General features: G+C 57.8%; 23 protein-coding genes and 1 pseudogene. 10 read left to right on the top strand and 14 right to left on the bottom strand.

Features of this window, described 5'->3' with window-relative positions; all coding sequences use genetic code 11:
* Window positions 1-129 precede the first annotated feature (129 nt).
* On the bottom strand, window positions 130-882 hold the full coding sequence (locus B5P46_RS01770) for a DUF3883 domain-containing protein (RefSeq protein ID WP_129417191.1): 753 nt from the start codon (window positions 880-882) through the stop codon (window positions 130-132).
* A gap of 154 nt (window positions 883-1,036) precedes the next feature.
* Between B5P46_RS01770 and B5P46_RS01765 the strand changes: the two genes are divergently transcribed.
* The 3 genes from B5P46_RS01765 to B5P46_RS01755 all read left to right on the top strand — a co-directional run bounded on the left by B5P46_RS01765 (window position 1,037) and on the right by B5P46_RS01755 (window position 3,517).
* Window positions 1,037-1,930 (top strand): LysR family transcriptional regulator, encoded by an 894-nt coding sequence (locus B5P46_RS01765; protein ID WP_129417190.1) that lies wholly within the window; start codon window positions 1,037-1,039, stop codon window positions 1,928-1,930.
* A 97-nt stretch (window positions 1,931-2,027) separates the two neighbouring features.
* A complete protein-coding gene (locus B5P46_RS01760) occupies window positions 2,028-2,813 on the top strand; it encodes an SDR family NAD(P)-dependent oxidoreductase (protein WP_129417189.1) in 786 nt (261 codons plus the stop codon).
* 86 nt (window positions 2,814-2,899) lie between these two features.
* Window positions 2,900-3,517: a nitroreductase family protein gene (locus B5P46_RS01755; RefSeq protein WP_129417188.1), complete on the top strand. Its 618-nt coding sequence runs from the start codon at window positions 2,900-2,902 to the stop codon at window positions 3,515-3,517.
* A gap of 79 nt (window positions 3,518-3,596) precedes the next feature.
* On the opposite strand, the gene B5P46_RS01750 is transcribed toward B5P46_RS01755, so the two are convergent.
* A complete protein-coding gene (locus tag B5P46_RS01750; protein WP_129417515.1) occupies window positions 3,597-3,881 on the bottom strand; it encodes a DoxX family protein in 285 nt (94 codons plus the stop codon).
* A gap of 53 nt (window positions 3,882-3,934) precedes the next feature.
* On the opposite strand from B5P46_RS01750, the gene B5P46_RS01745 reads away from it, so the two are divergent.
* Window positions 3,935-4,144, top strand: a complete 210-nt coding sequence (locus B5P46_RS01745; RefSeq protein ID WP_245456102.1) for a hypothetical protein — start codon at window positions 3,935-3,937, stop codon at window positions 4,142-4,144.
* Window positions 4,145-4,537: 393 nt separating this feature from the next.
* Here the strand turns inward: B5P46_RS01745 and B5P46_RS01740 are convergent, their stop codons facing one another.
* A complete protein-coding gene (locus B5P46_RS01740) occupies window positions 4,538-5,179 on the bottom strand; it encodes a hydrolase (protein WP_129417186.1) in 642 nt (213 codons plus the stop codon).
* 148 nt (window positions 5,180-5,327) lie between these two features.
* Here B5P46_RS01740 and B5P46_RS01735 point away from each other — a divergent pair, with 148 nt between their 5' ends.
* Both B5P46_RS01735 and B5P46_RS01730 read left to right on the top strand, forming a co-directional pair.
* Complete coding sequence (locus B5P46_RS01735; RefSeq protein WP_206735298.1) at window positions 5,328-6,407, top strand: LysR family transcriptional regulator; 1,080 nt, start codon at window positions 5,328-5,330, stop codon at window positions 6,405-6,407.
* A 601-nt stretch (window positions 6,408-7,008) separates the two neighbouring features.
* Window positions 7,009-8,157 carry an epoxide hydrolase family protein gene (locus B5P46_RS01730; protein ID WP_129417185.1) on the top strand — a complete coding sequence of 383 codons (1,149 nt, stop codon included), beginning with the start codon at window positions 7,009-7,011 and terminating at the stop codon, window positions 8,155-8,157.
* Between the two features lie 113 nt (window positions 8,158-8,270).
* Here the strand turns inward: B5P46_RS01730 and B5P46_RS35470 are convergent.
* Window positions 8,271-8,321 (bottom strand): annotated as a pseudogene (locus B5P46_RS35470) (hypothetical protein); the annotation flags it as partial.
* A gap of 571 nt (window positions 8,322-8,892) precedes the next feature.
* Between B5P46_RS35470 and B5P46_RS01720 the strand changes: the two are divergent.
* Both B5P46_RS01720 and B5P46_RS01715 read left to right on the top strand, forming a co-directional pair.
* The gene (locus B5P46_RS01720; protein ID WP_129417184.1) at window positions 8,893-9,867 is read left to right on the top strand and encodes an MBL fold metallo-hydrolase; all 975 of its coding nucleotides are present in this window, start codon (window positions 8,893-8,895) and stop codon (window positions 9,865-9,867) included.
* A gap of 647 nt (window positions 9,868-10,514) precedes the next feature.
* Window positions 10,515-11,201, top strand: a complete 687-nt coding sequence (locus B5P46_RS01715; protein ID WP_129417183.1) for a cytochrome P460 family protein — start codon at window positions 10,515-10,517, stop codon at window positions 11,199-11,201.
* 170 nt (window positions 11,202-11,371) lie between these two features.
* Here the strand turns inward: B5P46_RS01715 and B5P46_RS01710 are convergent, their stop codons facing one another.
* The 3 genes from B5P46_RS01710 to B5P46_RS01700 form a co-directional block, all read right to left on the bottom strand.
* A complete protein-coding gene (locus B5P46_RS01710; protein WP_129417182.1) occupies window positions 11,372-12,289 on the bottom strand; it encodes a YeeE/YedE thiosulfate transporter family protein in 918 nt (305 codons plus the stop codon).
* Complete coding sequence (locus tag B5P46_RS01705; RefSeq protein ID WP_129417181.1) at window positions 12,286-13,515, bottom strand: bifunctional alpha/beta hydrolase/OsmC family protein; 1,230 nt, start codon at window positions 13,513-13,515, stop codon at window positions 12,286-12,288. Before B5P46_RS01705 ends, B5P46_RS01710 begins: the two co-directional genes overlap by 4 nt.
* 352 nt (window positions 13,516-13,867) lie before the next feature.
* A complete protein-coding gene (locus B5P46_RS01700; protein WP_129417180.1) occupies window positions 13,868-14,389 on the bottom strand; it encodes a DUF417 family protein in 522 nt (173 codons plus the stop codon).
* Here B5P46_RS01700 and B5P46_RS35465 point away from each other — a divergent pair.
* On the top strand, window positions 14,334-14,987 hold the full coding sequence (locus B5P46_RS35465; RefSeq protein WP_129417179.1) for a MarR family winged helix-turn-helix transcriptional regulator: 654 nt from the start codon (window positions 14,334-14,336) through the stop codon (window positions 14,985-14,987). The two genes, B5P46_RS01700 and B5P46_RS35465, sit on opposite strands and share 56 nt — an antisense overlap.
* Window positions 14,988-15,154: 167 nt before the next feature.
* The gene (locus tag B5P46_RS01690) at window positions 15,155-16,144 is read left to right on the top strand and encodes a LysR family transcriptional regulator (protein ID WP_129417178.1); all 990 of its coding nucleotides are present in this window, start codon (window positions 15,155-15,157) and stop codon (window positions 16,142-16,144) included.
* A gap of 32 nt (window positions 16,145-16,176) precedes the next feature.
* Here the strand turns inward: B5P46_RS01690 and B5P46_RS01685 are convergent, their stop codons facing one another.
* From B5P46_RS01685 to B5P46_RS01655, 7 genes are all read right to left on the bottom strand, one after another.
* Window positions 16,177-16,875: an FMN-binding negative transcriptional regulator gene (locus B5P46_RS01685; RefSeq protein WP_164986427.1), complete on the bottom strand. Its 699-nt coding sequence runs from the start codon at window positions 16,873-16,875 to the stop codon at window positions 16,177-16,179.
* Between the two features lie 221 nt (window positions 16,876-17,096).
* Window positions 17,097-17,615: a DUF417 family protein gene (locus tag B5P46_RS01680; RefSeq protein WP_129417176.1), complete on the bottom strand. Its 519-nt coding sequence runs from the start codon at window positions 17,613-17,615 to the stop codon at window positions 17,097-17,099.
* Window positions 17,616-17,849: 234 nt separating this feature from the next.
* Complete coding sequence (locus B5P46_RS01675) at window positions 17,850-20,282, bottom strand: lantibiotic dehydratase (RefSeq protein WP_129417175.1); 2,433 nt, start codon at window positions 20,280-20,282, stop codon at window positions 17,850-17,852.
* Between the two features lie 11 nt (window positions 20,283-20,293).
* A complete protein-coding gene (locus tag B5P46_RS01670; protein WP_129417174.1) occupies window positions 20,294-21,064 on the bottom strand; it encodes a 2OG-Fe(II) oxygenase in 771 nt (256 codons plus the stop codon).
* Window positions 21,064-22,335: an MFS transporter gene (locus B5P46_RS01665; RefSeq protein WP_164986426.1), complete on the bottom strand. Its 1,272-nt coding sequence runs from the start codon at window positions 22,333-22,335 to the stop codon at window positions 21,064-21,066. Before B5P46_RS01665 ends, B5P46_RS01670 begins: the two co-directional genes overlap by 1 nt.
* Window positions 22,332-24,284: a hypothetical protein gene (locus B5P46_RS01660; protein WP_129417172.1), complete on the bottom strand. Its 1,953-nt coding sequence runs from the start codon at window positions 24,282-24,284 to the stop codon at window positions 22,332-22,334. Before B5P46_RS01660 ends, B5P46_RS01665 begins: the two co-directional genes overlap by 4 nt.
* A complete protein-coding gene (locus tag B5P46_RS01655; RefSeq protein ID WP_129417171.1) occupies window positions 24,284-25,462 on the bottom strand; it encodes an NAD(P)/FAD-dependent oxidoreductase in 1,179 nt (392 codons plus the stop codon). Before B5P46_RS01655 ends, B5P46_RS01660 begins: the two co-directional genes overlap by 1 nt.
* Window positions 25,463-25,474 lie beyond the last annotated feature (12 nt).

Below are 25,474 nucleotides of genomic sequence, written 5' to 3'. Positions count from 1 at the left end.
GAATAGCTCACCTCATCGCAGAATGCGGTCCGCTTGAAGGTATGGGGTGGCTAGGATGGCGCTACGATTAAGCTGTCCGTGCGGCAATCCAATTCTCGATCGGGACGCCAGTCGCCTGCCTAACGGAAATCAACCGGCCACACCATCCTCCAACAACAATCTGGCTGCATCGCGATTTGCCTCGACAATGCCAGGATCGGGCGTCGACTGTGCCATCACAATTGCGCCTTGGATAAGCGACAGGACCTGGCTCGAATTCCTTGCGAGGCCAATCAAATCGGCCATCGATCCCAGTGTGGCCTTGACCTCGAGCCATCGCGGCCGCCCTTCCGCGTCGATCGAGCGGATATCATGGTCGGCACCGGGTTCGACGCGAGAGGTCCAGATGACGTAGCGGTTCGGCTGGTCGTAGCCGAACTCGCGGACCTTCTTCAGCTCCATCCGATAGATGAGTTCCTCGCCGCGCCGGCCGAGCAGCCCGGCGCGCTCGACCTCAGCCAGCGTCGGCGGCAGCCACGTGCCGGAGCTGCTGCCGCCGCCCGACGATTGCTGCGGTTCGATCCGGCTTCCCTTTGCAGGCGCGATCGTCAGATCGACTTCATCGATGTCGGGAAGCTTGAACGGTGGCGACGCAGGCGGAGGCGTAGGTGGTGGGGGAATAGGGGGAAGAGGCGGTGCGGGCTCGCGACGGGTGGCGGCTCGGAGTCGCTCCTGTCCCCATCGGTGTCGAGATTGTCGAAAACCTGGCGGAGCGCGATCTCCTCCGCGTCGTCGTCTTCGAGTTCCCATTCCCGCCCGCGCGGGATCCCCATGCGATCGAGATAGTCGATAAGCTGCTTTCTTTGTTTCGTTGAGAACTAAGTTCGAGATGGACGACTGCACCGCGAGAGCCGTGGCGGTAAATCAAACAAAAGAGGAAAGAGTGCAACGACGATCGCCCAATAGACCAAGAACGTATGGCATTGCCTTCCAAACAAGCCAAACCCTGGCTATGATCAACAAAAAAATCGGCATCACTGTTTGAGAAAGTCGAACGATGGACCGCATGGACGCGCTGCGCCTCTATATAGCTGTCGCCGAAACCGAGAGCTTTTCAGGGGTTGCACGCCAACGTGCAATCGCTACATCAACCGTCGCGCTGGCGGTCACGCAGCTTGAGCAGGAGTTTGGCGCCCGTCTTATGACGCGGACCACACGACGTCTGGTATTCACCCACGAAGGCGAAAGGTTGCTGGTAGATGCGCGGCGGATCTTAGCCGACTGGGATGCCGCAATGAGCGGAATGATGGAAAATGGGCCTTTGACGGGTCCGATCAAGGTTACGGCGACGAACGACTTCGGGAGGTCACAACTGCGTACCCACCTCGATGCCTTTCAGGTTTTGCACCCCCAGATCACCATGTCACTCGTTTTGACAGACAGCACCATCGATTTGGTTGAGGAGCGGATCGATCTCGCGCTGCGATACGGACCGTTGGCAGACTCAAGCCTTCGCGCCCGGCTGCTGGTAAGGGGTCACCGGCTGGTGTGTGCCTCGCCCGATTATTGGCACCGTGCGGGAAAACCTCGTCATCCCGGCGATCTGTCCGACCATAATTGTCTCATTCTCTCCAGGCCGGGAGCACCTCTGGCGGCGTGGCCATTTCGTGACGGAGACCGACAGTTCACCGTCAAGGTTTCCGGTGACCGGCAAGCCAGCGACGGCGCGATCCTTCGGGAGTGGGGCGTCGAAGGCGTCGGGGTCGTATTGAAAAACGATTGGGATATCCGCAACGAACTGCAGACGGGAAAGCTCGAGACGGCACTCGACGCGTACGTCGCCGGGCATGTCGATCTTTATGCCGTACAACCGGCTGGTCCGCCGAGCAGGCGCACTGCGGCACTCGTCGCTTATCTGAGCACTGCAATCGCACAGGCGTCGGTCAGATGACTTTTCGAAAATCTCGAATTGACCTACCGAGGCCAAGCCGATTATAAACCGAGTAAAGAAGAGCCAAATTAGCCCTCAGCAGACAAGAGGGCTTACCATGAATATCGATTTCAAAGACAAAACGGTTCTCATTACAGGCTCCACCAACGGCATTGGCCTCGCGGTTGCAAAAGGGTTTCTCGAAGGCGGCGCGGAAGTGGTCATCAACGGCCGCACCGACGAGAGTGTCAGGTCAGCCATAGGGCGGCTGGGCGCGGGAAGCAGGCTATCCGGTTTTGCGGGCGATCTCGGCACCGCGGTCGATTGCGACCGGCTGGTGGCCAGACATCCGAGTTTCGATGTCGTCATCAACAATATCGGCATCTATGGCCCGCAGGACTTCTTCGAAACTCCGGATTCCGAATGGGATCGCTTCTTCCAGACGAACGTCATGTCGGGAGTGCGAATTTCTCGAGCCTATGCTCCCGGAATGGTCGAGCGTGGATGGGGACGTATCGTTTTCGTGTCCTCGGAGTCTGCGCTCAACATTCCGGCCGACATGATCCATTACGGTTTCACGAAAACGAGCCAGCTTTCCATCTCGCGCGGGCTTGCAAAGCGATTAGCCGGTACCGGCGTTACGGTGAACTCGGTTCTTCCCGGACCGACACTCACCGAAGGAGTGTCGAAGATGCTTCAATCCGAAGTCGAGCGAACCGGTGACAGTATCGAGACCGTCGCCAAGACCTTCATCAAAGCGCATCGCAGTTCCTCGATCATCCAACGTGCGGCGTCGGTCGAGGAAGTGGCGAACATGATCCTCTACGTCAGCTCGCAACAGGCGTCCGCAACGACCGGAGCAGCGCTTCGTGTTGATGGCGGGGTTGTCGAAACCATCGCCTGACGAAGCTCCGACGGTCCATACGATCCCCATTACCGACATGAGAAACTGGTGGGGCGGAGCCATGCCTATCAATCAAGGAAATCCTCATGACCAATCCGATCATCAACACAATCGAGCAGCGCAGCACGACCAGTCTCTACGACGCTTCGAGAGACATCAGCAACGCGCAGGTCACTGAACTCGCTCGCCTCGCGACGCTTGCTCCCTCAGCGTTCAACTTGCAGAACTGGCGCCTTGTCGCCGTTCGTTCCGCGGATGCCAAAGCAAGGCTGCGAGCGGTCGCATGGGATCAGCCCAAGATCACCGATGCCGCGGTAACCTATATCGTTTGCGGTGTCATCGCCGAGCACAGCGTGATGCCCGATCGCCTGGCGCCTGTCGTCGCAGCCGGGATCATGCCGCAGGAGATGGTGCCGGGTTGGACCGGTGCTGCAAAAAGTCTGTACTTCGAACAGCCTCAGCGCGCCCGCGACGAAGCTGTGCGCAGTGCCACCTTCAGCGCCATGACACTCGTACTCGCCGCCACGTCGCTGGGACTTGGTTCTACACCGATGATCGGTTTTGACCCGCAAGGTGTCAGCCGCGAATTCGGACTTGCCGAGAACGAAGTACCGGCACTCCTCTTGGCCGTTGGTTATGCGACCTCTGAAAACTGGCCGCAGAAGCCGCGGCGCCCTTTGAGCGAAGTTCTCGAGGTGGTTTGAAGCCGATCAAATCTGCCCTCCGACAAACCGATCGGAGGGCGGTGACACCCCATCTCGACAAGGAAAAGCCATGCCAGCGTTAGCGACCTCTTCGAACTGATCGCGCGGGTCGTCCTGACCAGTGAGCAGCAGCAGGAACACCGAATGGCGGCGGGATATGGCGGAAATCGCGGGCCCTAATGGCAGCGAGGATTGCGGCGACCATGATGCAGGCTCCAAGCATCACGCCGATTGCGAAGGTTGGCCGCAAGACCAGTAAGAGTGCCGTCAGAAATTCCAAAATCGCGGTGATCCAACACCACCACGATGGAAATCCGTAACGAACGAACTCTTCTTGAACAGCCTTGCGGCCGGACGCGTTGATGACAGCAGCGAGGAGAAATGCGGCGGCGGCTAGGAGGGTGGCAGCATTGCCTAGTGAAAGCGATAAGTGAACGCAAAGAGCGGGAGAAAGCGGAGCGAGAGCAGCGGATCATCGGCGCTGCAAAAATGCTTGCCGAAAAAGACGGCTGGGCCTCGGTGACCCTTCATGGTCTAGCAGAACTTGAGCGCCACGGCCGGATCAGGGCGGCGTTCCGCAAAGAGCGAGTGACTCATATCATTGATGTGCTCGCGCGTAAGAGTTGACGTAAGAATACGAGAGACCTTTCAGCACACGCATCCCGACTTGAAATCATTTGAAGGGTTTGCTGCGCTCGAACATTGCTCGTGGTGATCTTCGATATAGAAGCTAATGATCAAAGCAATGGTCCGCTTGTGGGCGCAAAGCGGTCATACCTCGGTCGCAATGCAAACAGCGGGGAGCTATTCTCAATCAGCGCCTCGGCTTTAGTAGGAAGATTAACGAGGTAACGTCGGAGATCAGATGGCGCAGGTTCGTATCGCATCGAGGCGTATGGTGGCAGCGACTATGGCGGCGGGGGCACGGTCAGAAAAAGGCTGAACGCGCTAGAACTACAAGTGGTCGCAGCGGCGAACATCGATGCCGCTGCGATTTACAATCAGAATGATCAGTTGATCTTAGGCCGACGCGACAGCGGCGGCTTTCTCAGGATTAAACCCATCGAAGCTTTCGAAGACGTTCATGAAACCCGGGACGGTCGCTTTGCGAGCCCAATCTCGCTGGAATTCGCAGTACAACTGGACTCGGCTGGTCATCTTGCCGCCAGCTTGCTCGATCCGACGGAGGCCAGCCTCGTGGGCCGCGACCGACGTCCCGCCTACCGCATCGACCGGAACGTAGACCTCATAACCTTCCCGCAAGGCGTCAAGAGCGGGGAAAGCCAAGCACACTTCTGTCCAAAGTGCGGTGATGATAAGCTTACGACGCCCGAGTGCCTTGACTGCTTGCTTGAATTCGACATCTTCCCAAGCGTTGACGGTGGTCCGGTCATAGACCTGGAGGTCACCGAGGACATCCTGCAGCTGCTGGATCGGCGGCTTGTTGAGGCCGGTGGCAACGTTCACCGTTGAATGAATAACAGGCACTCCATAGTTGACCGCTGCCTTGGCAACGCCGGTGATGTTGAAGACGAGTTCATCACGGTCCATCGATCGGATCGACGAGACCTGGACAGGCTGGTAATCGATGATGAGGAGAGCCGAATTCTCTGGCGTGATGAGATGATCGGTTACGGGGTTGCGGATTGTTTCGCTCGTCATGGATGGTCTCCTTCTTATTTGGTTGAGAATTCAGTTCGAGATGGACGACTGAACCGCAAGCTATGGAAGCGCGGGTCATGGTAAGAGAGTTTCCTAATGGCCAGCCCTGGAGAACGAATGCGGACGCATACTGATCAGCCGATCGGTCTTGCTTGCCATCGTGCTCAGTTCCATCGCTAGAACTTCGGCCAAACTACCTCTTTCCGTGTTCTCGAAAAGCTACTCTTCCAAGCACAATTTGTTCTCCAAACGAGAACTTGATGACACGGCATTTTTCGCTCACAATGAGACCATGTCCGATCGGTTTGAAGCCTTGCAGGCGTTGATTACGGTTGTCTCAGAAGGCGGGTTTAGTGCAGGGGCGAAGCGTCTTGGCATAGCAAAATCGGCGGTTAGCCGACGGATCCGCGACCTTGAAGACAGGCTCGGGGCAAGGCTTTTCGATCGTACGACACGCCAGATCCAACTCACCGAAGCAGGCCGAGCGTTGCACGAACGGGCAGTGGTGCTTCTAGCGGCGCTCGAAGAAGCAGAGGAAGCTGCATCGAGCGCGAGCGGTGAACTGAAAGGGGGCATCCGTGTCGCCGCACCGGTCTCATTTGCAGTGCACTGCCTGGCCCCGGCGGTAGGACAGTTTCTGGAACGCCATCCTGATGTCTCGCTATCGATCGATACTGACGACCGAATGGTCGATTTGGTTCGGGATGGTTTTGATCTCGCAACCCGTATTGCGCAGTTGCCGGATTCGTCACTGATTGCTCGCAGGCTTGTGATCATTCGGCACGCGTGCGTCGCCAGCCCAGCGCTGCTTGAGCATCTTGGAACGCCGCAAAAACCTGACGACCTGTCCCGGTTTCCTGGAATCGTCTACTCTAACCGTGAGGAAGCTTCCTATTGGAAATTCGCGAATGATGTGGTGCCGTCTGTGAATACACGGCTCGACTTCGCGAACGGGGACGCTGTCCGGGAAGCGGCCATTGCGGGTCTTGGAGTGGCGATGCTGCCGACGTTCATCGTGCACGACGCTGTTCGGAGCGGAGCGCTTTCGATCGTTCTTGCAAAACACATGCGACCGCCGATCGCGATGTACGCGGTACATCCATCAACGCGCCATCAAAGCGCGCGTGCACGCGCATTTATCGACTTTCTGGTTGATACATTCCGTGGCGAGCCGCCCTGGGACCGAGGGCTACTCGGCGACGGGACAGCGGACGAGCTGTCGACCTAGGCGACGCTCCATCCTTTTCGTCAAAAGGCAGGCAGCAATTTTCCAGAGACAGGAGGACGCGACCTTCATAGCCTCCGATCAGAGATGGTATTGGAAGTTGTATGATGCCTATGGAGTGCTGCAGTTTCATATACCGTCGCTATCGCAACGGTGCGAATAGCGGGTCGTCGGTTCACATCCGCTCAAGGTAAAGGCACCACTGGTCTCCTATCATTTCATGCCAACGTTTCCGAATGCCGTCTCAAGTCACTGGTTCGCCAAGTAGCGAAACCGCGAAAACAAATGCTGGACTCCGTCTTCTGCTAGCAGGCTTGTCGCCAATGGACTAGAAGGACTTCTGTCGGAACGGGACGATCATACCCATCCAGAGGCGGCGGTTCCCCAGGTTACCTTAGTTAACCCCGCGGCCAAGGTGTTCAATCGCGCTGGATACGGCGCTAAGGCCGCAAGGCCTCAGGCTGGTCCTGATTGGATCGATGATGCTCCTGTCCTGGAAGGGACCGATTCTTCGTCAGGATGGATTGGCTTTATTCGCCTGGCCAACTCACGCGCCACCTGAGCTATGGTTCAAAGCATTCGCGGACCATTCAAGGAATAAGACATGATCATTCGTCCACTCACGATCGCGGTTCCCGCCGAAGTTCTTCAGGATCTAAAGCATCGTCTGTCCATGGCCCGCTGGCCTAAGGCACTTGACGACGCTTCGTGGGAGGACGGCGCAAGTCTCGACTTTCTCCGCAGGCTGGTGGATCACTGGCAGAACCGCTTCAACTGGCGCGCGGAAGAAGCGCGGCTTAACCAACTGCCGCAGTTCGTAGGATCGGTCGATGGCACCGATATCCATTTTATCCACCAAAAGGGCGTTGGGCCGGCGCCTTTCCCGCTGATCCTCACCCATGGCTGGCCGGGTTCCTTCACAGAGTTCGAACGCATCCTGCCGCTCCTGACAAATCCCGGTGCCCATGGTGGCGATCCAGCCGATGCTTTCGATGTGGTTGTTCCCTCGCTTCCCGGCTATGGGTTCTCGTCGCCGCCGTTAAAGCCGGGCGTCGGATCACGCGCCATCGCCGGCCTTTGGCATGAACTGATGGCATCGCTCGGATACGAGCGGTTTGGTGCGCAAGGCGGCGACATCGGCTCAGGCGTCTCCACGTGGTTGGCGCGGTTGTTTCCGGACACGGTCCTCGGCGTTCATCTGAATTATGTGTCGGCAGGGTTCCGTCCGACTCTGGCGTCGGGCGAAGAGCCGACGGAAGAAGAGCGGGCATACCAGACGAGAGTTGCATCATGGGCCGCGACCGAGGGGGCATACTCGGCCATGCATTCCACCAAGCCGCAGACTCTGGCCTTCGCGCTTTCGGATTCACCCGTGGGCCTGGCAGCGTGGATTTCAGAAAAGTTTCGCGCGTGGACGGACTGCGACGGTGATCTCGAGGGCATTCTCTCTCTGGATACGATTTTGACCGATATCTCGATCTACTGGTTCAGCGGCAACCTCAATGCCTCTCTCCGGCTTTACAAGGAGAACCGCCTCGACCCTCTCATTTTTGCCCCGAATGAACGACTGACACCGCCTTTGGGGATCGCGCATTTTCCCAAGGAACTCCCGATCCCGCCGCGGTCTTGGGTCGAGCGGGTCGCAGATGTCACACGCTGGTCGGAAATGCCGAAAGGCGGGCATTTCGCCGCGCTTGAGCAGCCAGATTTGTTGGCAAATGAGATCAGGGAGTTTTTCCGGCCGCTCCGCTGAGATTGTGGTCGACGACGCGGCTGCATTTCGCAAAAGAACCGGATGATGCGGTCAGATCGTGGGCGCACCCCACCGTCGAGCCTGAGATTGGCACCTGTTATGTAGCCCGCCCGGGGTCTGGCGAGAAACAAGATGGTGTAAGCGATCTCTTCCAGAGTTCCCACACGGCAACTGGCACCACACCAAACATCTGCAAAAGTGCTTGCTCAATCGATTCCCATGGATCATCGCTGGCATTCCCTAGCTCGTTTGCGACGTCGCGCGCCAAATTCCTTCCAAACGCGGCCAAACTCTGGGATCAATGCATCGCTGTGATCAGGCCAATGAGGCCGTGGCTGTGCAGGTGGCCGCGGATCCGACGTGGCTACGTCGGTTGAAATAGGCTGATGCGGTGTGAATCGCGCAATGATTGACTACGACAGAATGTCAGGTCGCCATGGTCGCCGTTAAGCTGACGAAAACCGCGTGTGTCGACCCTCCTCGGTAAAAGGCTGGCTGTTCTGATCGAAACAGCCGACACAACCCACATGAGGATTGCGCATGGTACCATACGCGATGCGCATTGGTCTGTTACAAGGCGGATATGTATTGTTTTCTATAAGTTAGCTTGAGGCAAGTTTCTGCCTTGATCGTGCAATCCGAGCCGCATCATTTGACTATTGGTGGAGTTACCGGAACCTACGCCTCACGCTAGTTGACATCTCAATTCTTCTTGCTCGGAAACCCGGAGACGCCATGCACACCCGCCGTTCACTCCTGATCAATTGCGCTAAAACTGCCCTTGCTGCCGGGACTTTGTCCGCGGTTCCGGCAGCTGTCTTCGCGAAAGCGCCCATGGCAGGCAAGCAAGCGGCTGGCTTCTACCGCGTCAAACTCGGCTCCTATGAGATCACCGCACTGTCCGACGGCACAGCGAAACTACCAATGTCGAAGATCTATAAAAACATTGGCGAGGAAGAGGCGGAAACATATCTGGTCGACAGATATCAGTCAGGCCCTGCGGAAATTTCGGTCAACGCCTTCCTTGTCAATACCGGGGAACGGCTTGTCCTTATAGATGCGGGCACTGGAAATTTATTAGGTCCATCATTGGGTAAGCTTGTCTCTAATATCGAGGCTTCTGGATACAAGGTGTCCGAGATCGACGACGTGATACTGACCCACATCCATGCCGACCACTCCGGTGGACTTATTGCCAATGGAAGCCGCGTGTACGAGAACGCGGTTCTACATGTCAACCGACGCGAGGAGCTGTTCTGGCTGAAAGCCGACGCCGAGAGCAAGGTCGATAAGGTTCTCGGCCCACAGATCACTCAAGCCGAACAATGCGTCGGTCCGTATGCGGATGCTGGCAGGTTAAAAACTTTCGATGACAACGCTGCGCCTTTTCCTGGTTTCGGCTCGGTCCTGCTCTCCGGTCACACGCCCGGGCATAGCGGCATCATTGTTGAAAGCGAGGGCGAGAAAATAGTCTTTTGGGGCGATGTCGCACATGGCGATGTTCTCCAGTATGATCATCCGGAGGTAACGGTGGACTTCGACGTCGATCAGAAAGCCGCTGCGGCTACGCGTGCTGTCGCGTTCGCAGAAGCCGCTGATCAGCGATATCTGGTTGCCGGCGCTCATCACGCGTTTCCCGGAATTGGTCATGTTCGTCGTGACGACAGCAACTATGACTGGGTGCCGATCGTGTATCGGGCCTCTTATTAGACCTAGTTGTCCCGTCGCCGAAATCTCGCACCCCCGGGCTTTGCGACTGACGGCTGGCTTCGCACGATGTAGGGAAGACAGAATGTCCGGACGAGCGCGATCTCTCAGAGTGAGATGTCGCCTGTCGCTTAATAGCGCGGCCGCAATATCGAAACGGCGCAACGGGGAATTGGGCATCAGACGCCGCCTCGTACCAGGTGAAGTCCGAGATCGCCGGGCTGTTTTGGTCATTACCCTCAAGGGGTAATGAATTGATGCTTGTCGGCGTGAATCTAATCTTTTAGCACGTGAGCGTGACAGAAGTTCTCTATGCGTTCATTGAACACGCAAAGCTATTTCTCAGGCGACACCTCGCTGTGATTGCTAGGGCCCGACAGTCGCCATAAGGGCGTGTGTCATCTGTGACCGGGACGTGAACACGTCCTGTCCGCGAGATCGTTGGGCACACCGTGCACGCGGAGGCAGCATACCCACGCAAATCGCTGGCCGTTCTGATCAAAAGAGTCGATCAATCCCACAATGAGCATTGCGCATGGCTCCATACGCGATGCGCATTGGCGTCTGACGACCGGAATATGCAATAATTTCGGTGAGTTAGCCGGCAATTAGATTTTGCTATGAGCGTGCAATTCAAAGGAGGAGCTTTCATGAGGCGCATCTTGACACTGTCGGGACTGGCTGGCTTAGCCGTTCTTTTGGCCGGAGTTCTAATAGGTGGAATACCTTCGGCTGTGAGCGCCAGCGGTAATCCATCAGCGCTGACCGCCAAGCTCGCGTTTACCGAGAGCGGCCAAGCCGAGCTCCCGAGGGGTTATAGGTCGTGGGTTCACGCATATGTGGCCTGGGAGCCGATAACCACTTCTTTGCTGGACGAAGAACTCACTCCCACGCCGGAGTTTCATAACGTTTACGTGGAGCCTTACGCCTACCGAGTTTACATGGAGACGGGTAAGTGGCCGGAAGGATCGCTGATCGTAAAAGAGTTCACCTTTACCAGCGTTGACGGAAAAAACTGCGATGGCCCGCCTGCGTATCTGTGTAACGCCTGGTTCGGCAAAGTGATTTTTCAACACGGTTTTACAGGTATCGCTCTCATGCTCAAGGACAGCAAGCGGTACCCTGAGGACGCGGGAGGCTGGGCATATTTCACGTTTGGCCATCAGGAGCCGCCATATCAGAAGGTTGCAACGAAGCATTCGAAGGAGCGGTGCGCGCAATGTCATATCGACCGCGCAGGCGCAGAACAGGATTACGTGTTTTCCGTAAACCAGCCCGGTTTAAGCCGGGAAGGGGATGGCGCGAGACACAATCTTGAGGCTGCTTTTCCTAACTGACGACGAGGCCGATAGGCCGGCAAGAGGGAAATTTGATAAATGCTCTGTCGATCAGGACAGAGCGTTTGGGGGCTGACTACAAGCATTGGCTAGATGCTTTGTTTGGGCTTAAGGCTTCGCCGTCCACGTCCGTATCTCACTAGCAACTTAGTTTCCGTTTTTCACGATCTTCAATGCAGGTTGAAGCGCGGTACGGTCAGCAGCAGAACGCCAATCGCGGCGAGCACAATGCCATAGGCGAGGAAAGCCAATGGGCTGCCGGAAGGAATCCCCTGCAGGATCAGGCTGTCGTTGCCGCCGGGCACCAACGCGCTCCCGCCACCCATCAACATCCCACCCGCGAATCGGTCCCGCACGGCAGCGAGCTTGGGCCATGCCAGCCGGAACCGTCCCCGCACGACACCGTTTGCAATGCTGCCAGAAACAAGGCCCACCAGACTCAGCCCGGTCAACCAATCCGACGTCCCGATGATTCTCAATGCCAGCATCCATGGCCACGGCTGATGCAGGGCTCCAACGAATGCGCCAATGATCCCAATAATGGCCATCAGTAGGGAAAGCTTCAACACAGCGCCAATGGGCCTTCGCCAGAAGAGAAACCGCACGACTATGAGCAGCGGCAGGCCGACGAGGACAATGAGCAAGGCATTGTCCGGAACAGGACTCTGTTCCGGTAAAGTAGTGCGGCCCTGCCCGAGCGCATCGAGAATACGGAACGCGAGGTATGCCCCGGCTCCGGTCAGCAGAAATTCGGCCCGCCCTTCGCCGAGACGGGCAACAGAGCCAAAGGCGCAGCCGCCGTTCATCGTCGCGCCCGCACCGAACAGGGCCGCGCCAAGACACAACCACCCTACGGGCTCCCATTGAGGAACCGCCATCTCCGGTGTCAGTAGCCACGCGACCACCAACGCCCAAAGACCGCACTCGAGAAATCCGAGAAGCCCGTCGGCTCTTCGCTCGCGGATCAGTTCAGACATTGCCCGAACGGCACAGGTGGTCCCATGCTGGATTGCAACGCCCAGTGCGAACGCTGCCACGAACAGAAGAGCCGCGAGTGCCGGAATGGAAAGTCCATCAAGGAGGCTCATCGCGGATCCATAATTTGCGTTATGATGACCGAAGACGCCTCAAGGGTCCTGTGAACCGGACAGAGGTCGGCGATACGAAGTAAATCGGCGGCCATGCCATCGTCTACACCGCCCCGGATGCGAATGCGACGCTCAAAACGATCGATTCTCGGTCTGGCCAAGTTCTTCTCAATACATTCTACGCAGTCGGACGCGTGAACTTTTGTGTGATCGACTTCGACCGAGATCTGATCAAGCTTCAATTCCTTTTTCTCCGCGTACATTCGCAACGTCATCGAAGTACATGCGCCAAGCGCGATGGCGAGAAAATCGTAAGGGGTGGGTCCGGTGTCCGTGCCACCGTCGCCGCTAGGTTCGTCGGCCATCAGCCGATGCCCATGAGCGTCCACCCTCTGCTGGTATCGACCATGCCCGGTTTCGGTGACGAGGATCGGACCGGAATCACGCGTGCTTGGATCCTTTGCCGCGCTGCCGATGTAGCGCGATGACCAGCCCGCAATCACGCTGGCGGCATACTCGGCATCCTGGGCGCGGGTCAGAAGATGATCCGCACCGTCGAGGGAGACGAAGCTTTTGGGGTGTTTCGCTGCCGCAAAAATCAACGCGGCGTTTTCAATTCCGACGGTGTTGTCGAGCGGCGCATGCAGGATAAGAAGCGGCTTGCGGAGAGCCGCGATCCGCATGGATAAATTGGCGGTCCTGGCATCCTCTATAAACTGCCTTTCGATCGTGAATTCGCGTCCATGCAACGAAACTGTCGCTTCGCCTTTTCCCTCGATCTCCGCCAGGTCCGCTCCGAAATTGTGCAACACGTGAGCGACGTCTGCCGGAGCGCCGATGGTCACTACAGCCTCAATACTCGGGATAGAGGATGCTGCAGCCAAAACTGCGGCGCCTCCAAGCGAGTGACCGATGATCAGGCGGGGCGCCTCGCGGACCTCAGCCAGGTGGGCTGCAGCTCGCTTAAGGTCCTCGATATTGGATGAGAAGTTCGTTGACGCGAACTCACCATCCGAGGCCCCAAGACCTGTAAAATCGAACCGCATGAGAGCGATTCCGTGCCGTGCAAGGCCGGCGGATATCCGGCGTACAGCCATCAAATCCTTCGAGCAGGTGAAGCAGTGGGCGAAAAGAGCATAGCCGCGGATGTCTCCGTCCGGCATGTCGAGCCGGGCGGCAAGTACGCCGCCTGCGTGCCCAACGAATTCCAGTTTCTCGGTTTTCATTCTGGTTATCCTTAGATAAATCAGGCTATTCGGGGCATGTGATTTACCCAGCCCCGTGAGGCGTTCTAGAGCGATGAAAGAAGACCAAGCGTTTCGTCCAGCAGTCCCCGTCTGTCCAGGGAGAGGTGATCGTCATGGCCTCCGACGTGTTCTTTGCCGAGGAAGTTTGAGGCACGGTTGTGCGCTCGGAGCGATCGATCATCTACTTTCGCAAGACCTGATTTCTGGAAGTCTCGATCAACTCACGCCCTTCTGACGCAGCAGCGCTTTGGCCGCTTTACAACAAGGACAGAGTTCCTTTGTGTGGTTCAGGACGTGGGTCACGAACCCATTGCTTGATAGTCGCGATCGATCAGGCGTGGGAAATCTGGGCCTTGGCACGTGTGAGACTTTCGCCAAAAATGACGATGCTTACGCCAAGAAGCGACACGTCTTTGAGCAGGAACTGGCCAACAGGATTGATCCAGGGGAAGCCGCCAAGTTCGGCGTACCAGATCGGTAGCGCGAACATCACCGAAACCGTGGTGAGAAACGTGAGCGAGCCAATCGCACCACCGAGTACCCCGGCGCGTGCCGACCAGGGCGATGCGATCAGGAGGATTGCAGTGAAGATTTCTGCAGTACCCAGAAGGGCCGTAGCGCCGACTTCTCCGAAGGCGGGATAGAGCCATGACAGCCATGGGGTATTTGTGATGAGAGGCTTGAGCGCATCGACTTCAATCTGGGTGAATTTGAGAAGGCCGATCAGCAGAAGTGGCAAGACCACCCCCGCGAGTGCGACGCCACGGCCAATCTTCGTTATCGTGGCGGCGGGTGCAATGCGATCCAGGCCTGTGATAGCGCGATCGGCGACGGATGTGATGTTCTGTGTCATTTCTTTCTCCTTTTTGCGATTTGTATGCACAGAGCATATATTATTTTCACTTGATGTCTATGCGTGGCGCATATATATTTTCGCAATGGATGAGAAAAAGACAGAGAACGTAATCGGCGCAATGGTTCTAGGCCTGGCAGACGCCGTTCTAAGAGACACAGAAAACCAGGCTCCGGAGAAAGGGCAGGCCGCGGCGGCAATCGCTCTTCTACGGCATGAGCCGGGGATGCCTATCGAGCAGATGCGGCGCGCTTTGGGACTTTCCCACTCCGCCACGGTCCGCCTCATTGATCGGCTTGTGACCGATGACTTGGTCGTAAGACGACCGAGCGCGACCGATCGGCGAGCTGTCGCACTACATCTAACGGAAGCGGGTGACACAAGATGTGACGCAATCCTGTCTTCTCGCTTCGAGCTTATAGCTAAAGCTTTACAGGGCTTGGATCCCGCTGAAAGAGAGACGTACCGGCTGCTCACCGAGAAGCTTCTGTCGAATTTCGTCGAAGATCTTGACCATGCTTATTCGGTCTGTCGCTTGTGCGACCTCAGTGCTTGCCCAGACTGCCCGGTAGCATGTGCTCTCCAAGATAAAGCGTAACCTGAGCGCTGAGCCTAAGCGATTGCCAAAAATAAACTAATTGCTCCTGTGACAGTTGTGAAGTCGAGAACTGGTTGCGCAACATGCGGATGCAGCATCGCAGACTGCGATATTCGCATGAGTAACAATCGTATGCACCGCGTAGTCTAAAGCCAACGGAGGCATAAATGCTCGATATCAGATGGCTAGAAGACCTAGCGGCAATCGCGGAATACCGCAATCTCACCAAGGCAGCGGAAAAACGTAACGTTACACAATCTGGGCTAAGCCGCAGGCTACAATCTCTCGAACGATGGGCCGGCGCGTTGCTCATCGACAGAAGCAAGAATCCGATCTATCTGACGAAGGCCGGCGAAGAACTGCTGGCGATATCAGGCGATGTCGTTGGGCGGTTGAACGGAACCCGCAAGGCGATACGCGACGAAGCCGACAAAAGGCTGACAGCCGTACGGTTCGCCGCGCCGCATGTCCTTTCAGTCACATTCTTCCCGAAATGGCTACCTGTCATTCAACGTCAGGTCGGATCACTTCCCCTCAACGTTCGATCCGATAGCCTCGGCTTCTGTTGCGACGCCCTTGAAAACGGCGACGTAGATTTCGTCGTATGCTTTATCGATGCTCGAAGTGATCTGAATAACACGGATGACTCCCTCCCTCTTTCGAGATGCGATTCGATACTTGTGGGGAGAGATAGACTCGTTCCGTTATCGGTTCCAGACAGGGTAGGCGAGCCACGCCATCGCCTGACTAGCGGCAGCGAAACCGAGGTGCCTTATCTAGGGTACGAGACGGTGTGCACTCTAGGCCGGGCCGTCGACGGTGTCATCGGGCGGGATGGGTCCCTCTCCCGACTACGCCTGATCTTCGAGAATGCGCACGCCGACGGTCTGCGCTCGATGACTCTTCTGGGGATGGGAGTGGCATGGCTGCCTTTGAGCATGACACATAACGACATCCTGAATAGCAAGCTGGTCCGGGCTGGACCGGAGCCCCTGGACGTCAATCTCGAAGTTAGGGTTTTCCGCGCCAACAGAGATCTAGCCAAGCGCTCTGAAGCAGTCTGGCGCGAAATGTCGGCGCGATCCTTGACGGCCGGGAATAGAGTTTCAGGGCCGTCCGACAAGACGAAAGCTGGCGGTCACGCTGTCGGATTTTGACGCAAGTCGGGTCTCAAGCTGCAACAGCCGCTTTAATTCGAAGTGCCAACGCCATGTTTCAACGCCCGGAAAAGGGATGGCAGTGGCCCTGAATTGCCGTCATACCCTCCTACGAGATGCGCCATGCTCACGTCGGCGAGAATACCGCGTTCCAGCAAGCCTGCGACGACGCCCGACCGGTCTTCCGGTACGTCACCGTGACTGAGCTTGGCTGTGAGATCAAAGCTCTCGATCTCCAGCCGATACCCCTGTATGAGCTTGCGCCAGCCCTGCCAGAGGTCGGGTGCCAACTCCTCAGTGCGCCAGCCGTTTTCTGGTTCACTGGCCAAGACCAGATCTTTGATTTGCGCCTGCAGCGCTACGTCATCCATAAACTCCAGTCGGCCGTTCATGATCAGGCTGACGTAGTTGTAAGTCGGTGCGGTCCTGCTTCGATCGGAGTCAGGTTGCGGAAAGCTGGAGGTAAACCAGCTCGGCGAGATCGCGGCACCAGGACCTTGGACCAAAATAGTGGCAGGGACACCGATGTTCATGTCGCCAGCGATGGGGTTGGCTCTCGCCAGATGAAATTCAAGCGCGCCGACCGGAGTTTTACCGTTTCGAAAAGTAAGGGGGGCATGGGCAATGCGCGGTCCTTTGGATCCGTTGACCGAAATGGCCGCGAACGGAAAAGTATCCACCAGAGCATGGACGAGAGCCGGATCGGTGTGTTTATATTCAGCGTAATGCATGCTTCGTCCTCGATAGGGTTTGCCTCGACCGCTGTCAGCGACCATTGGGTACGCAACACGAAATCAGGGTGCTCGGACTTTGTTTAAGTGGCCGATGCCGGTGAGGATCGGCAACGCACGACTTCAGCAGAACACACCACTCTTCGTTGTCAATATACAGCGGAATTTAGCCCTCCGTCGTTCGCGACATCTAATCCGGTTCACGCATCGGCTTTTGCGATTTACGCATGCAAGCTCATCGCGGTGCGGTTCTTGATCATGCTTTCGCCCAGCACAGCAAGACTGATCCCAAGAAGGGCAACGTCCTTGATCAAGAATGATCCGACGAAGTTAAGGTACGGGGCGCCACCCGAGGCAGCTTCCCAGATCGGCAAGGCGAACAACGTCGAAGCAGTCGTTGCAAACGTCAGCGCCCCGAGGGCCCCGGCAGCAATCCCGGCGCGAACCGACCAGAAGGACGTGATGAACAGAGCTGCTGTGAAGAGTTCGACGACACCGAGCAGATAGCTGGTACCGGCGAATCCAAAGACCGAGTAAAGCCATGCCAGCCAGGGTGTGCCGTTGATCAGTGGCTTGAGCCCGTCGATTTCCACTTGGGTAAACTTCAGAATGCCGATGAGGAGAAGAGGCAAGACAACGCCGGTTAGGGAAATGACGCGGCCAGCAGTGAGTGTAAGGCGATCTGCTGGCCGAGCATTCAGATAAGCTGCGGCAGCGGGAGGGGTGTGAACGGTAGACATTTGAAACGATCCTTTCATGGATAAACCCTACGAGGATTTGTATGTGCGACGCATATAAACATGAAGATGGCTTGATGTCTATGCGTGGTGCATATATATTTTGGGCATGAATAAGGGAAAAACTAATGTATATAAAGGCTCGCTGCGACGCTTAATAGCAGACGGGACGAACCGTAGGGCGAAGGAACTACCATCGATCAATCGCCGCAATATGATTGGCCAATTCGCTAGTCGTCATTCTGTCGAAAAACACATCAGACAGCCAATACGCAGTTCGCTCGATTGAGGTTGCTCGTTTGGTGCCCACCAGAGCTCACCAACATCCGGTAAAGCTTCGGTTATACTTAGCAGTCCCGGTCCGATCCGAGTAAGATCGGCGATATGTACGGGGTCATCGAGATCGACAAAGATGGGCTTGGGCTCAGCATGGTGACGGACGAACACCCTGCGCGGTAAACCACGATCCTCGCGCAGGCTACGCGCCCAGCGCCAAGCTTGGTCTAGCGGAACGCGGCTTACGCCCTCTACCCGCCACCTTGCGCGCTGGAAGACCATGTCTCCTATGACAATACGTGGAGTTGCGTCGCCCAAATCGATACGGACGCCCTTAACGGTTGGCAAGGCAAGGGCAACGTGCACCACGCCAGAAAGATCGCCTGGCCAAAGATGATAATTGCGCCCTTCGTAAGTCAGGGCGGTGCCCCCAGCGTCAATCGTCACTTCGGAAATCGGCGCTCGGAGTTCAGACGGCTTTTCCGAGCGTCCGGTAAATTCGATCGACAGCCCTGGCATCTCTGGCGTGACAGCCTTGTGACGCCGTCGGGAAAGGACCGTTGCCATATTAGAGACGTCGAATTCGCGCTCAAGCTCGGCGCAAAATGTCCCGTAAAGCGTCTGTGGGTTATCGAGGACCCGCGTCAGAGAGCCGCCGAAGATTGAAGATGAGTCATCATGGATCTCGCCAAGTACCCACTGCGCGCTCTCAAGGTCGGTGCCAGCTGCTAGGACATCTATACCAGGGAGGCAGATTTCCGGCGAGCCATCCTCGGCAGAGAGCATTGCGTGGAAATGTGCTAAGATCGGCTGCAAGTCAGCCGGATCGAGGCGCACAACGCCATTGACACATGGCGCTGCGGCAACGAGATCTGACATGGCGCTCGACAATGCTTCGGATCGAGGCGAAACGTTGTCCTGGTCATCGACAAGCATCTCCAGGAGTGGACGGCTTCGCCCGTCAAGGCGTGCGCGCAGCGCAGCGCGAGCGTCCGCCCGCCGCAAAAGACCGTCGAGTAGGCACAAAGGCAGGATGCCTGAGAGTCCCTCCTGTAGTCGAGCGAGCGGTCCCGCTCCGATTGTGACGCGGTTCATATAAGGACCAGCGCACTCAGCGTTGAACAATGTGCGGTCAGCATAATGGCTACCGTCACGCCGGGTGACGGTGATACCGAGCGCTTCGATCAACTGCTCGGCTTCCCGGTAAGTTTGGCCGATGGTTGGCCAAGACTCGACTTCCAGACGGCGACCCAGCGCGGCGAGCGTCCGCGTAGGTTCATCATCAATTTCTTTAGCGAGGCGTTGGAGAACGAACAATTCGGTCGACGGCAGCTCTGGCCCCCACCGCAATGCGGGCGCGATTGCCCCAAGCGCGGCGCGAAGCGTCGCCTCGCCGAAACCTAATGCACCGCCGCAGTCCATCAAGCATTGGAGATCGCCCAGCGATTGCCAAAGGGCAATTCCGTCGGGCCCCGGTGCAAGTCGCTTGTTGTCCAACTGCCGAACGAGAATATCGCCATCGCGGCGCCAAAGTGGGTCGCGTCGTGCGCTGCGCTCAAGCGGAGGAAGGCGCCGGCGTGCGCGCTCTTGGAGGCTCTGCGCCACCCAAGTGCTGCAATCTATCGATGTCCGCATATCGGCCGGTTCCCCGACCAACAGCGCGCGGCGCTCATTAGGATCTAGGCGTGCGATTGTCACTGGGCCGAAGAACGAAACGGTCTCATTTCGTGTGCAAAACCGGCGAAGATAGCGCGAGAGTGTCAACAGCTCACGGATATCACGACGCCCAAACCGTGAAAGGGGGCCATTGGGACGAAAAAGACACGCGTGAAAAGCGGGGTTGGAGATAAACAGAGCCTCTTCGAGCCGGCTACGCCTGACAGCTTCCGATAACGAACGAATGCCTCCGTCGAATGCTAGCTCCAGCGCATGGTCGAGCCCATGTTGAGCGGAGCGCATTCGACCGACCGCGTCGTTCCAAGCCTCCTCCTCCATATCTAAACCAAGCGCGTGCAGGACCGCTCCATCGACCGGCGTGAGAGCATGGCCAGCGATAACGCGCCTTCGCGCCTTCGCTAACCTGTTCCGCTCCACTGTGCGCCCGGATGCCGTCAAAGCTGTAACCAACTGGCTCGTGCGCTCGGTAATCGCGCCTCGCATGCTGGCAACAACATCGCTTGTGTCGCACTCTTCCTGCCAGGCACGTTGCAGTGCGTTGTCGTCGTGTGACGGCAGAAGGCAGATGGGAAATCCAGGCGAGCGTAGTTGTACGTCCGGCAAGAGCCGCCATGCAAAGCGTCCGATGGTGGTGTGCCGCTCGCCCGTAAGAGAGGCAGGCGGCGCGCCACGCATTTGATCGGAAAGGTCCGGATCGATGATTACTGTTGCGGTCACGACGCTGCCCCCTATGCCCAGGCAAGTAATGGCTGATCGGGCCCTGTGGCTCCGAGAAAGAAGCCGAAGCTCACTCTGCGCCCCTTTTCGATTGTGGTGACCGCGTGCGGGTGGGCTGTGCGAAAGATCACCAAATCACCGGGCTGCGGCTCGATCCTAACAGAAGGTTCTCCGAGGTGGTACGCATCGAGGCGTTCGACCCCTGCTGCATTGCAGCGGGTCCGGTAGGCGTTCTCGTCGAGCACAAGCTCGCTCCAGATGTGAAGCGAGCCGCCAACCTCGCAAGCCGACGCGTAGCATACAACTCCCAACTGCAGCACGTCGGCCTGGCCCGCCTGATCAATGATCAGTGCTGGCGGGCAGTCAATGTGGACGCTCTCGCCGTGCCAACCGCTTTGGTGACGGCGCGCGATACCAGTAGGAAAAGCATGGCCGCGAAGGCTCGCGCGAGTCAGGCCGGCCGGCCACAAACGCTCGATCAGCGCGTTGATCTTTTGGAAAGGGTCGGGCGAAAGCAGGCCGTCCATTGTCTTGTCGAACCGCTGACCCCACCGAAGGTACTCGGTGAGCGTTTCTTTGTCTGTTACCTCTGCGAGTGCGAATCCGATCTTACCCATGCCGGGAACCGTTCGATATTCTGCGAGCGGCTCTTGTGTGGAAACCTGATCCGCAAGGTTGCTGGCGACCGTTTGATCGAGAAACCCTCTCACGTGGAGGTAGGGGACACGGCCAGCACACAGATCTGCGAACCGGCGCATATGAGCTGAAAAATCTTGATCCATCAGATCTCTCCTGTGTTGTGAACGGGAACGGGGTCGGCCGCCTCGTCGGGTCGCAGATCGGTCTGAGATCCTGACCCAGCCCGGTCCCGCACGTAATACCAACCGATCAACGCCACCAACACCAGGCCGAATCCACCCATCTGGAAGGCTAGGACCGCCCCGAGCGACTGCACGAGGAAGCCGACCATGAGTGCGCTGCCCGACTCCCCGATGAACGAAGCCGTCGACCAGATGCTGAAGATCTTTCCGATGTGCTCGTCGTCGACCCGCGTCTGAATCATCAGCACCATCGGCACGGTGACCATTGCATCGGCAAGCCCGGCGAACGCGGCAAACACGAGTGCAAGCGGGTAGGGGGACGAGGCCATCAGCGCGTAAGCGACACCCCAAAGCGCCCAACCTCCTGCCATCAGCGGTGGCAGGCTTCGCAACTCGCCGCGTCCGAGGATGAGCGATCCTGCGATGCTGCCGAGGCTGAACACTGCGAGGATCAGGCCGAAGCCGTCAGCACCACGCCCCCAGACATGATCGGCGACCACGGGCATAGCCACCTTTTCCAGCCCAACGACGACAAGCAGGCCCGCACAGAAGAGGATGATTGCCCACAGGAGTTGTGGACGCTTCGCGAGATAGGCGAAACTGCCGGCGACCTCGCCGAACAGGCTTCGTTCGGCTCTGTGCCGCCGCCGAGCTGGCACTTCCAAGAGTGCGACGGCAATGATGGAGGCGAGGAATAGTGCAGCTGAGACAAGCGTGACAGTCTCCGCTTGGGTTGCGGCAATAAGGAAGCCGCCTGCGGCCATGCCGAATACTTGCATCGAGCGCGTTGTGGCCTCCATCAACGACACGCCGGCCGACCGCTCTTCATCGCGCAAGATACTCGTTACCGTCGACTTCATCGCAGGATGGTAGAAGCAGCGGATCGAGGCGAGTGCGAACGCGACAACCGCTATGATCCAAATCTGCAACGCGCCGAAGGCGTAAGACAAAGGTATGATCAGCACGACGGCGGTCCGCAGTATCTCGGCGATGATCATCGTGCGCTTGCGATCCCATCGGTCCGCATAGACTCCCCCCGGCAATCCAAAAAAAAGGTAGGGGATGGTGCCGGCAAAGACCACCAGTCCGGCGATGACTGTCGAGCGTGACAGCTCATAGGCCATCCAAAGAAACATAACACGGTAAAAAGCGTCGCCGAGGACTGCGAATACCTGCGCGATCCAGATCTTAACGAAGTCTCGATTGGCGAGCAGCAAGTAGTAGTTCTTCATTGCGCAAGATCCTTCGTCGTTGGGGCATCTTCGATCTGCGGAGAGGCAGCCGAACTGGGCATGGTCTGAATAAGATCCGCCGCCAAGAGTCGCCCAAGCGCAACGCATAGAACAGCTGGATCGGTTGCGGTTTCGCGCGCAAGTTCATCCACCGTGCATTGCTCGCGCAAAGCCTCAAGGAGGCGACGTCCGCTCTCTCCGATGCCGGTGACGGCGCCGGTGCGACGGTTGCGCAAGAGAGACAGAGACTGCAGTTCAGCGAGTGGAAGCGGCAGCGGGAGTCCAGGACGGGGAAGCCAGCCACGGAACTGGGCGTCGAGTGCGCGAAAGGCATAATTCGCGGACACGAGTACGACGTCCGGATCGAGACGCACCACATCGGCCCGGCCCGGTACAGGAAGCATAGACCGGGTTCGGGAAGGAATAGGGTGTTCTAGCCCGGCGTCCCCGAAATCGCTCGAATCCATAGCCAGAGGCGTTGCCGGAAAGTGCGGGCTCGGCGCAGCGAGCGCAGCAATTGCTCGCGCGGCCTGTGCGCCAAACAGCCGGCTATCAAATCCGGACCGAGTGATGTAACCGCGCGTTCTCGCGAGATCATGGTTGGGATCAGGTGCGACAACTTCAACGATGCCATGCTCCCCTGGCAGGCGTTCCTGCGGTGAACCACTGTGGACCTGGAAAAGTCTGAATCTCACAAGGCGATCAACCGCATCAAGACGACCTGAGAGGAACGACAGGAAGCGCTCAAAAGCTTCTGGACTGTCGTGGGGAAAGCCGTAGACAAGCGAGGCAAGGACAGTCATCCCAGCCTCGCGAGTGTGGGCGAAAGCACGCTCGATCCCGACACGCGCCGCTTCTTCGTCGACATAGCCCGCGAAGCCCTTCACCTCGAAATGCAACGAATGCATGCCCCTGGAAGAGAGGGCGACGAGTGTTTCGGCGTTGGGAACTTCTCCGAAACGTAAGGAGGCTGACCATTTTCGGGGTACAGGAATGCGTGCCGCAAGCGATTGAAGCGCCTCGATCGATAGTGGCTTGTCTACGTGTAGCCGCAAGCTCGATGAACAAGCATGTGTCAGCGTTTCGAGCCTACCGCACTCATTTGGGTCAAGCTCCAAGGTCACTTGCTCTGAGGCGCGTCCCGGCGCAAGGATACGAAGGGCGTCAGCGATCGCACCTGCATCCGTGGGAGGACCGTCGATGCCTACCGCGTCGAACGCCTCATCCATGGTACGGTGTGCGCCCGCGACGCAGGCGGTCAACCACGTTGTTGCGCAAAGAGAGAGATTTTCGGTAAACGGTCCGACGAGTCTAATCTGCGGTGCGGAACGCCCGGCCACTATTGCGAGAAGCGTCGCAAGCGGGATCAGTTGCTGATCTCGGTCCAGCCAGACCAACCATAGCGGCATGCGCATGCGCGGTTCGTCCGAAAGGCAGGCGTTCCAAAATCCGCAGAATGGGTTCTCCTCGCCAAGCTGCGCTGCAGCAGCCAACTCGGCGCTAGACTCAGTCGTGTGAATAGCCGTCAAATCATTGAGCCGAATATTCGCCCGGTATGGAGCGATTGCAGCATCAAGCGCGCGTTCCACGTCCTGACGCAAGGCGTCGCGCTTTGCGAAATTGAGGCGTGGGTCGGCAAGATCTTGCAATATGGCATCTGGGTCGTTCCACGCGCCATCGTCGGTGTGGAGCCTCGACTTGAGCAAACGATAGTAGTCGTAGAATTCCTCTGCGGTGGAAATCAAACCATGACCGTCCCCTGGCAAGCGTGACTTGAGAATGCGTTGGCGCGCCATGAGGTGATTATTCGTTATGAACGTTCTGTAGGCGGCGCGGTTCGCATCGAAAATATCGCCACCTGTTGCGAGCACCATTGCGGCGGCCCGCAGGAGCGGCTCAGGCAGCCGGGTTGGGTCGGTCAAAGGAGGAACGAGGAACAATGCCTTCATCAAAGTGCTCCTTCAACCTGGATCGCAGCATGGTGTTCACGTCCTACCCAGCGCCGCGGGTCGAAGGTGGCGAGGTCGGTCGTGACCGAATACCCGGCCGCCATGTCGCGGATCGCTTCGCCCGTGGCGACCGAAAGCAGGACGCCGTGGCTACCATGCCCCGTTGCGACCAAAAGCCCTTGTGTATCGGGGACCGGCCCGATCAGAGGCAAACCGTCCGGAGACATCGGCCGGATGCCCGTGAACGTCCCGACGATCGGCAGCCGGGTCAGTGCGGGCACTACCGATGCGATGCGAGCGAGTGTGCCCATGCCGCCAAGCGTTAGTATCGGCTTATTGTTATCGCGCTCGTGCGTCGCTCCAATCACGATTAGCCCGCCTGGCTTTGGCACGATGTAGCCGCGGCCGGTACTGATCACGTCTTCGAGAATATCGATTTCCTCCAGGCCTTGGACGATGGCCATCTGACCGCGAACCGGAAGCAGGCGTATTGCTTGACCGATCGAGGTTAAAAGTGCGGCGCTCTCGAATCCGGCGGCAAGCACTGTCGTGCCGGCGCGCACGACGCGTCCGTCCGCAAGCCGAACGCCGACGATGCGACTATTACGGCGCTTAAGCGAGGCCACCTTCACGCCGGTTTCAATTGTCACTCCGGCTTGTCGGCAGGCGCAAGCAAGGATTTTTAGAAAACTGCTTGGCTGGAGATGATGTGCGTGGCCGCCTATAATGCCCCTTGTAACTTTTCTTGAAAGCCACGGTCGGTTGGCGCGCAACGCCTCTCCGTCCACCATCATCTCATCGGGTTGGCGAAGGTCGCTGGCCCCAAGATAGCTATCAAGCAGGGTCTCTTCATCCGTACCGGCGGCAATCCGTAGGTGCCGACTGCGAATAACCTGCGCGCTTGCGCCGGTCTCGGTCTCGAGGATCGGGATGATCGCGCGAAGGCGCTCGAGGGCCAACGCCGAAAAGCGTGCGTAGGCTGAACCAGATCGGCCATCAGCCGCCGTCGTCAGGAGGCCAGACTTGGCCGCGCTCGCGCCAAGCCCGAGTTCGCTGTTCGTCTCGATCAACGTGACGCTGGCACCGGCCCTTGACGTCAGAGCGGCACAGGCCGAGCCCACAATCCCTCCACCGACAATGAGCACGTCAACCGCGCTGATTTGACTGGATCCTGCCATCTGAGCGCTCCC

The organism is Rhizobium leguminosarum (genome assembly GCF_004123835.1).
Lineage (GTDB): Bacteria > Pseudomonadota > Alphaproteobacteria > Rhizobiales > Rhizobiaceae > Rhizobium > Rhizobium leguminosarum_M.
This window is presented reverse-complemented; position numbering and strand designations above follow the sequence as displayed.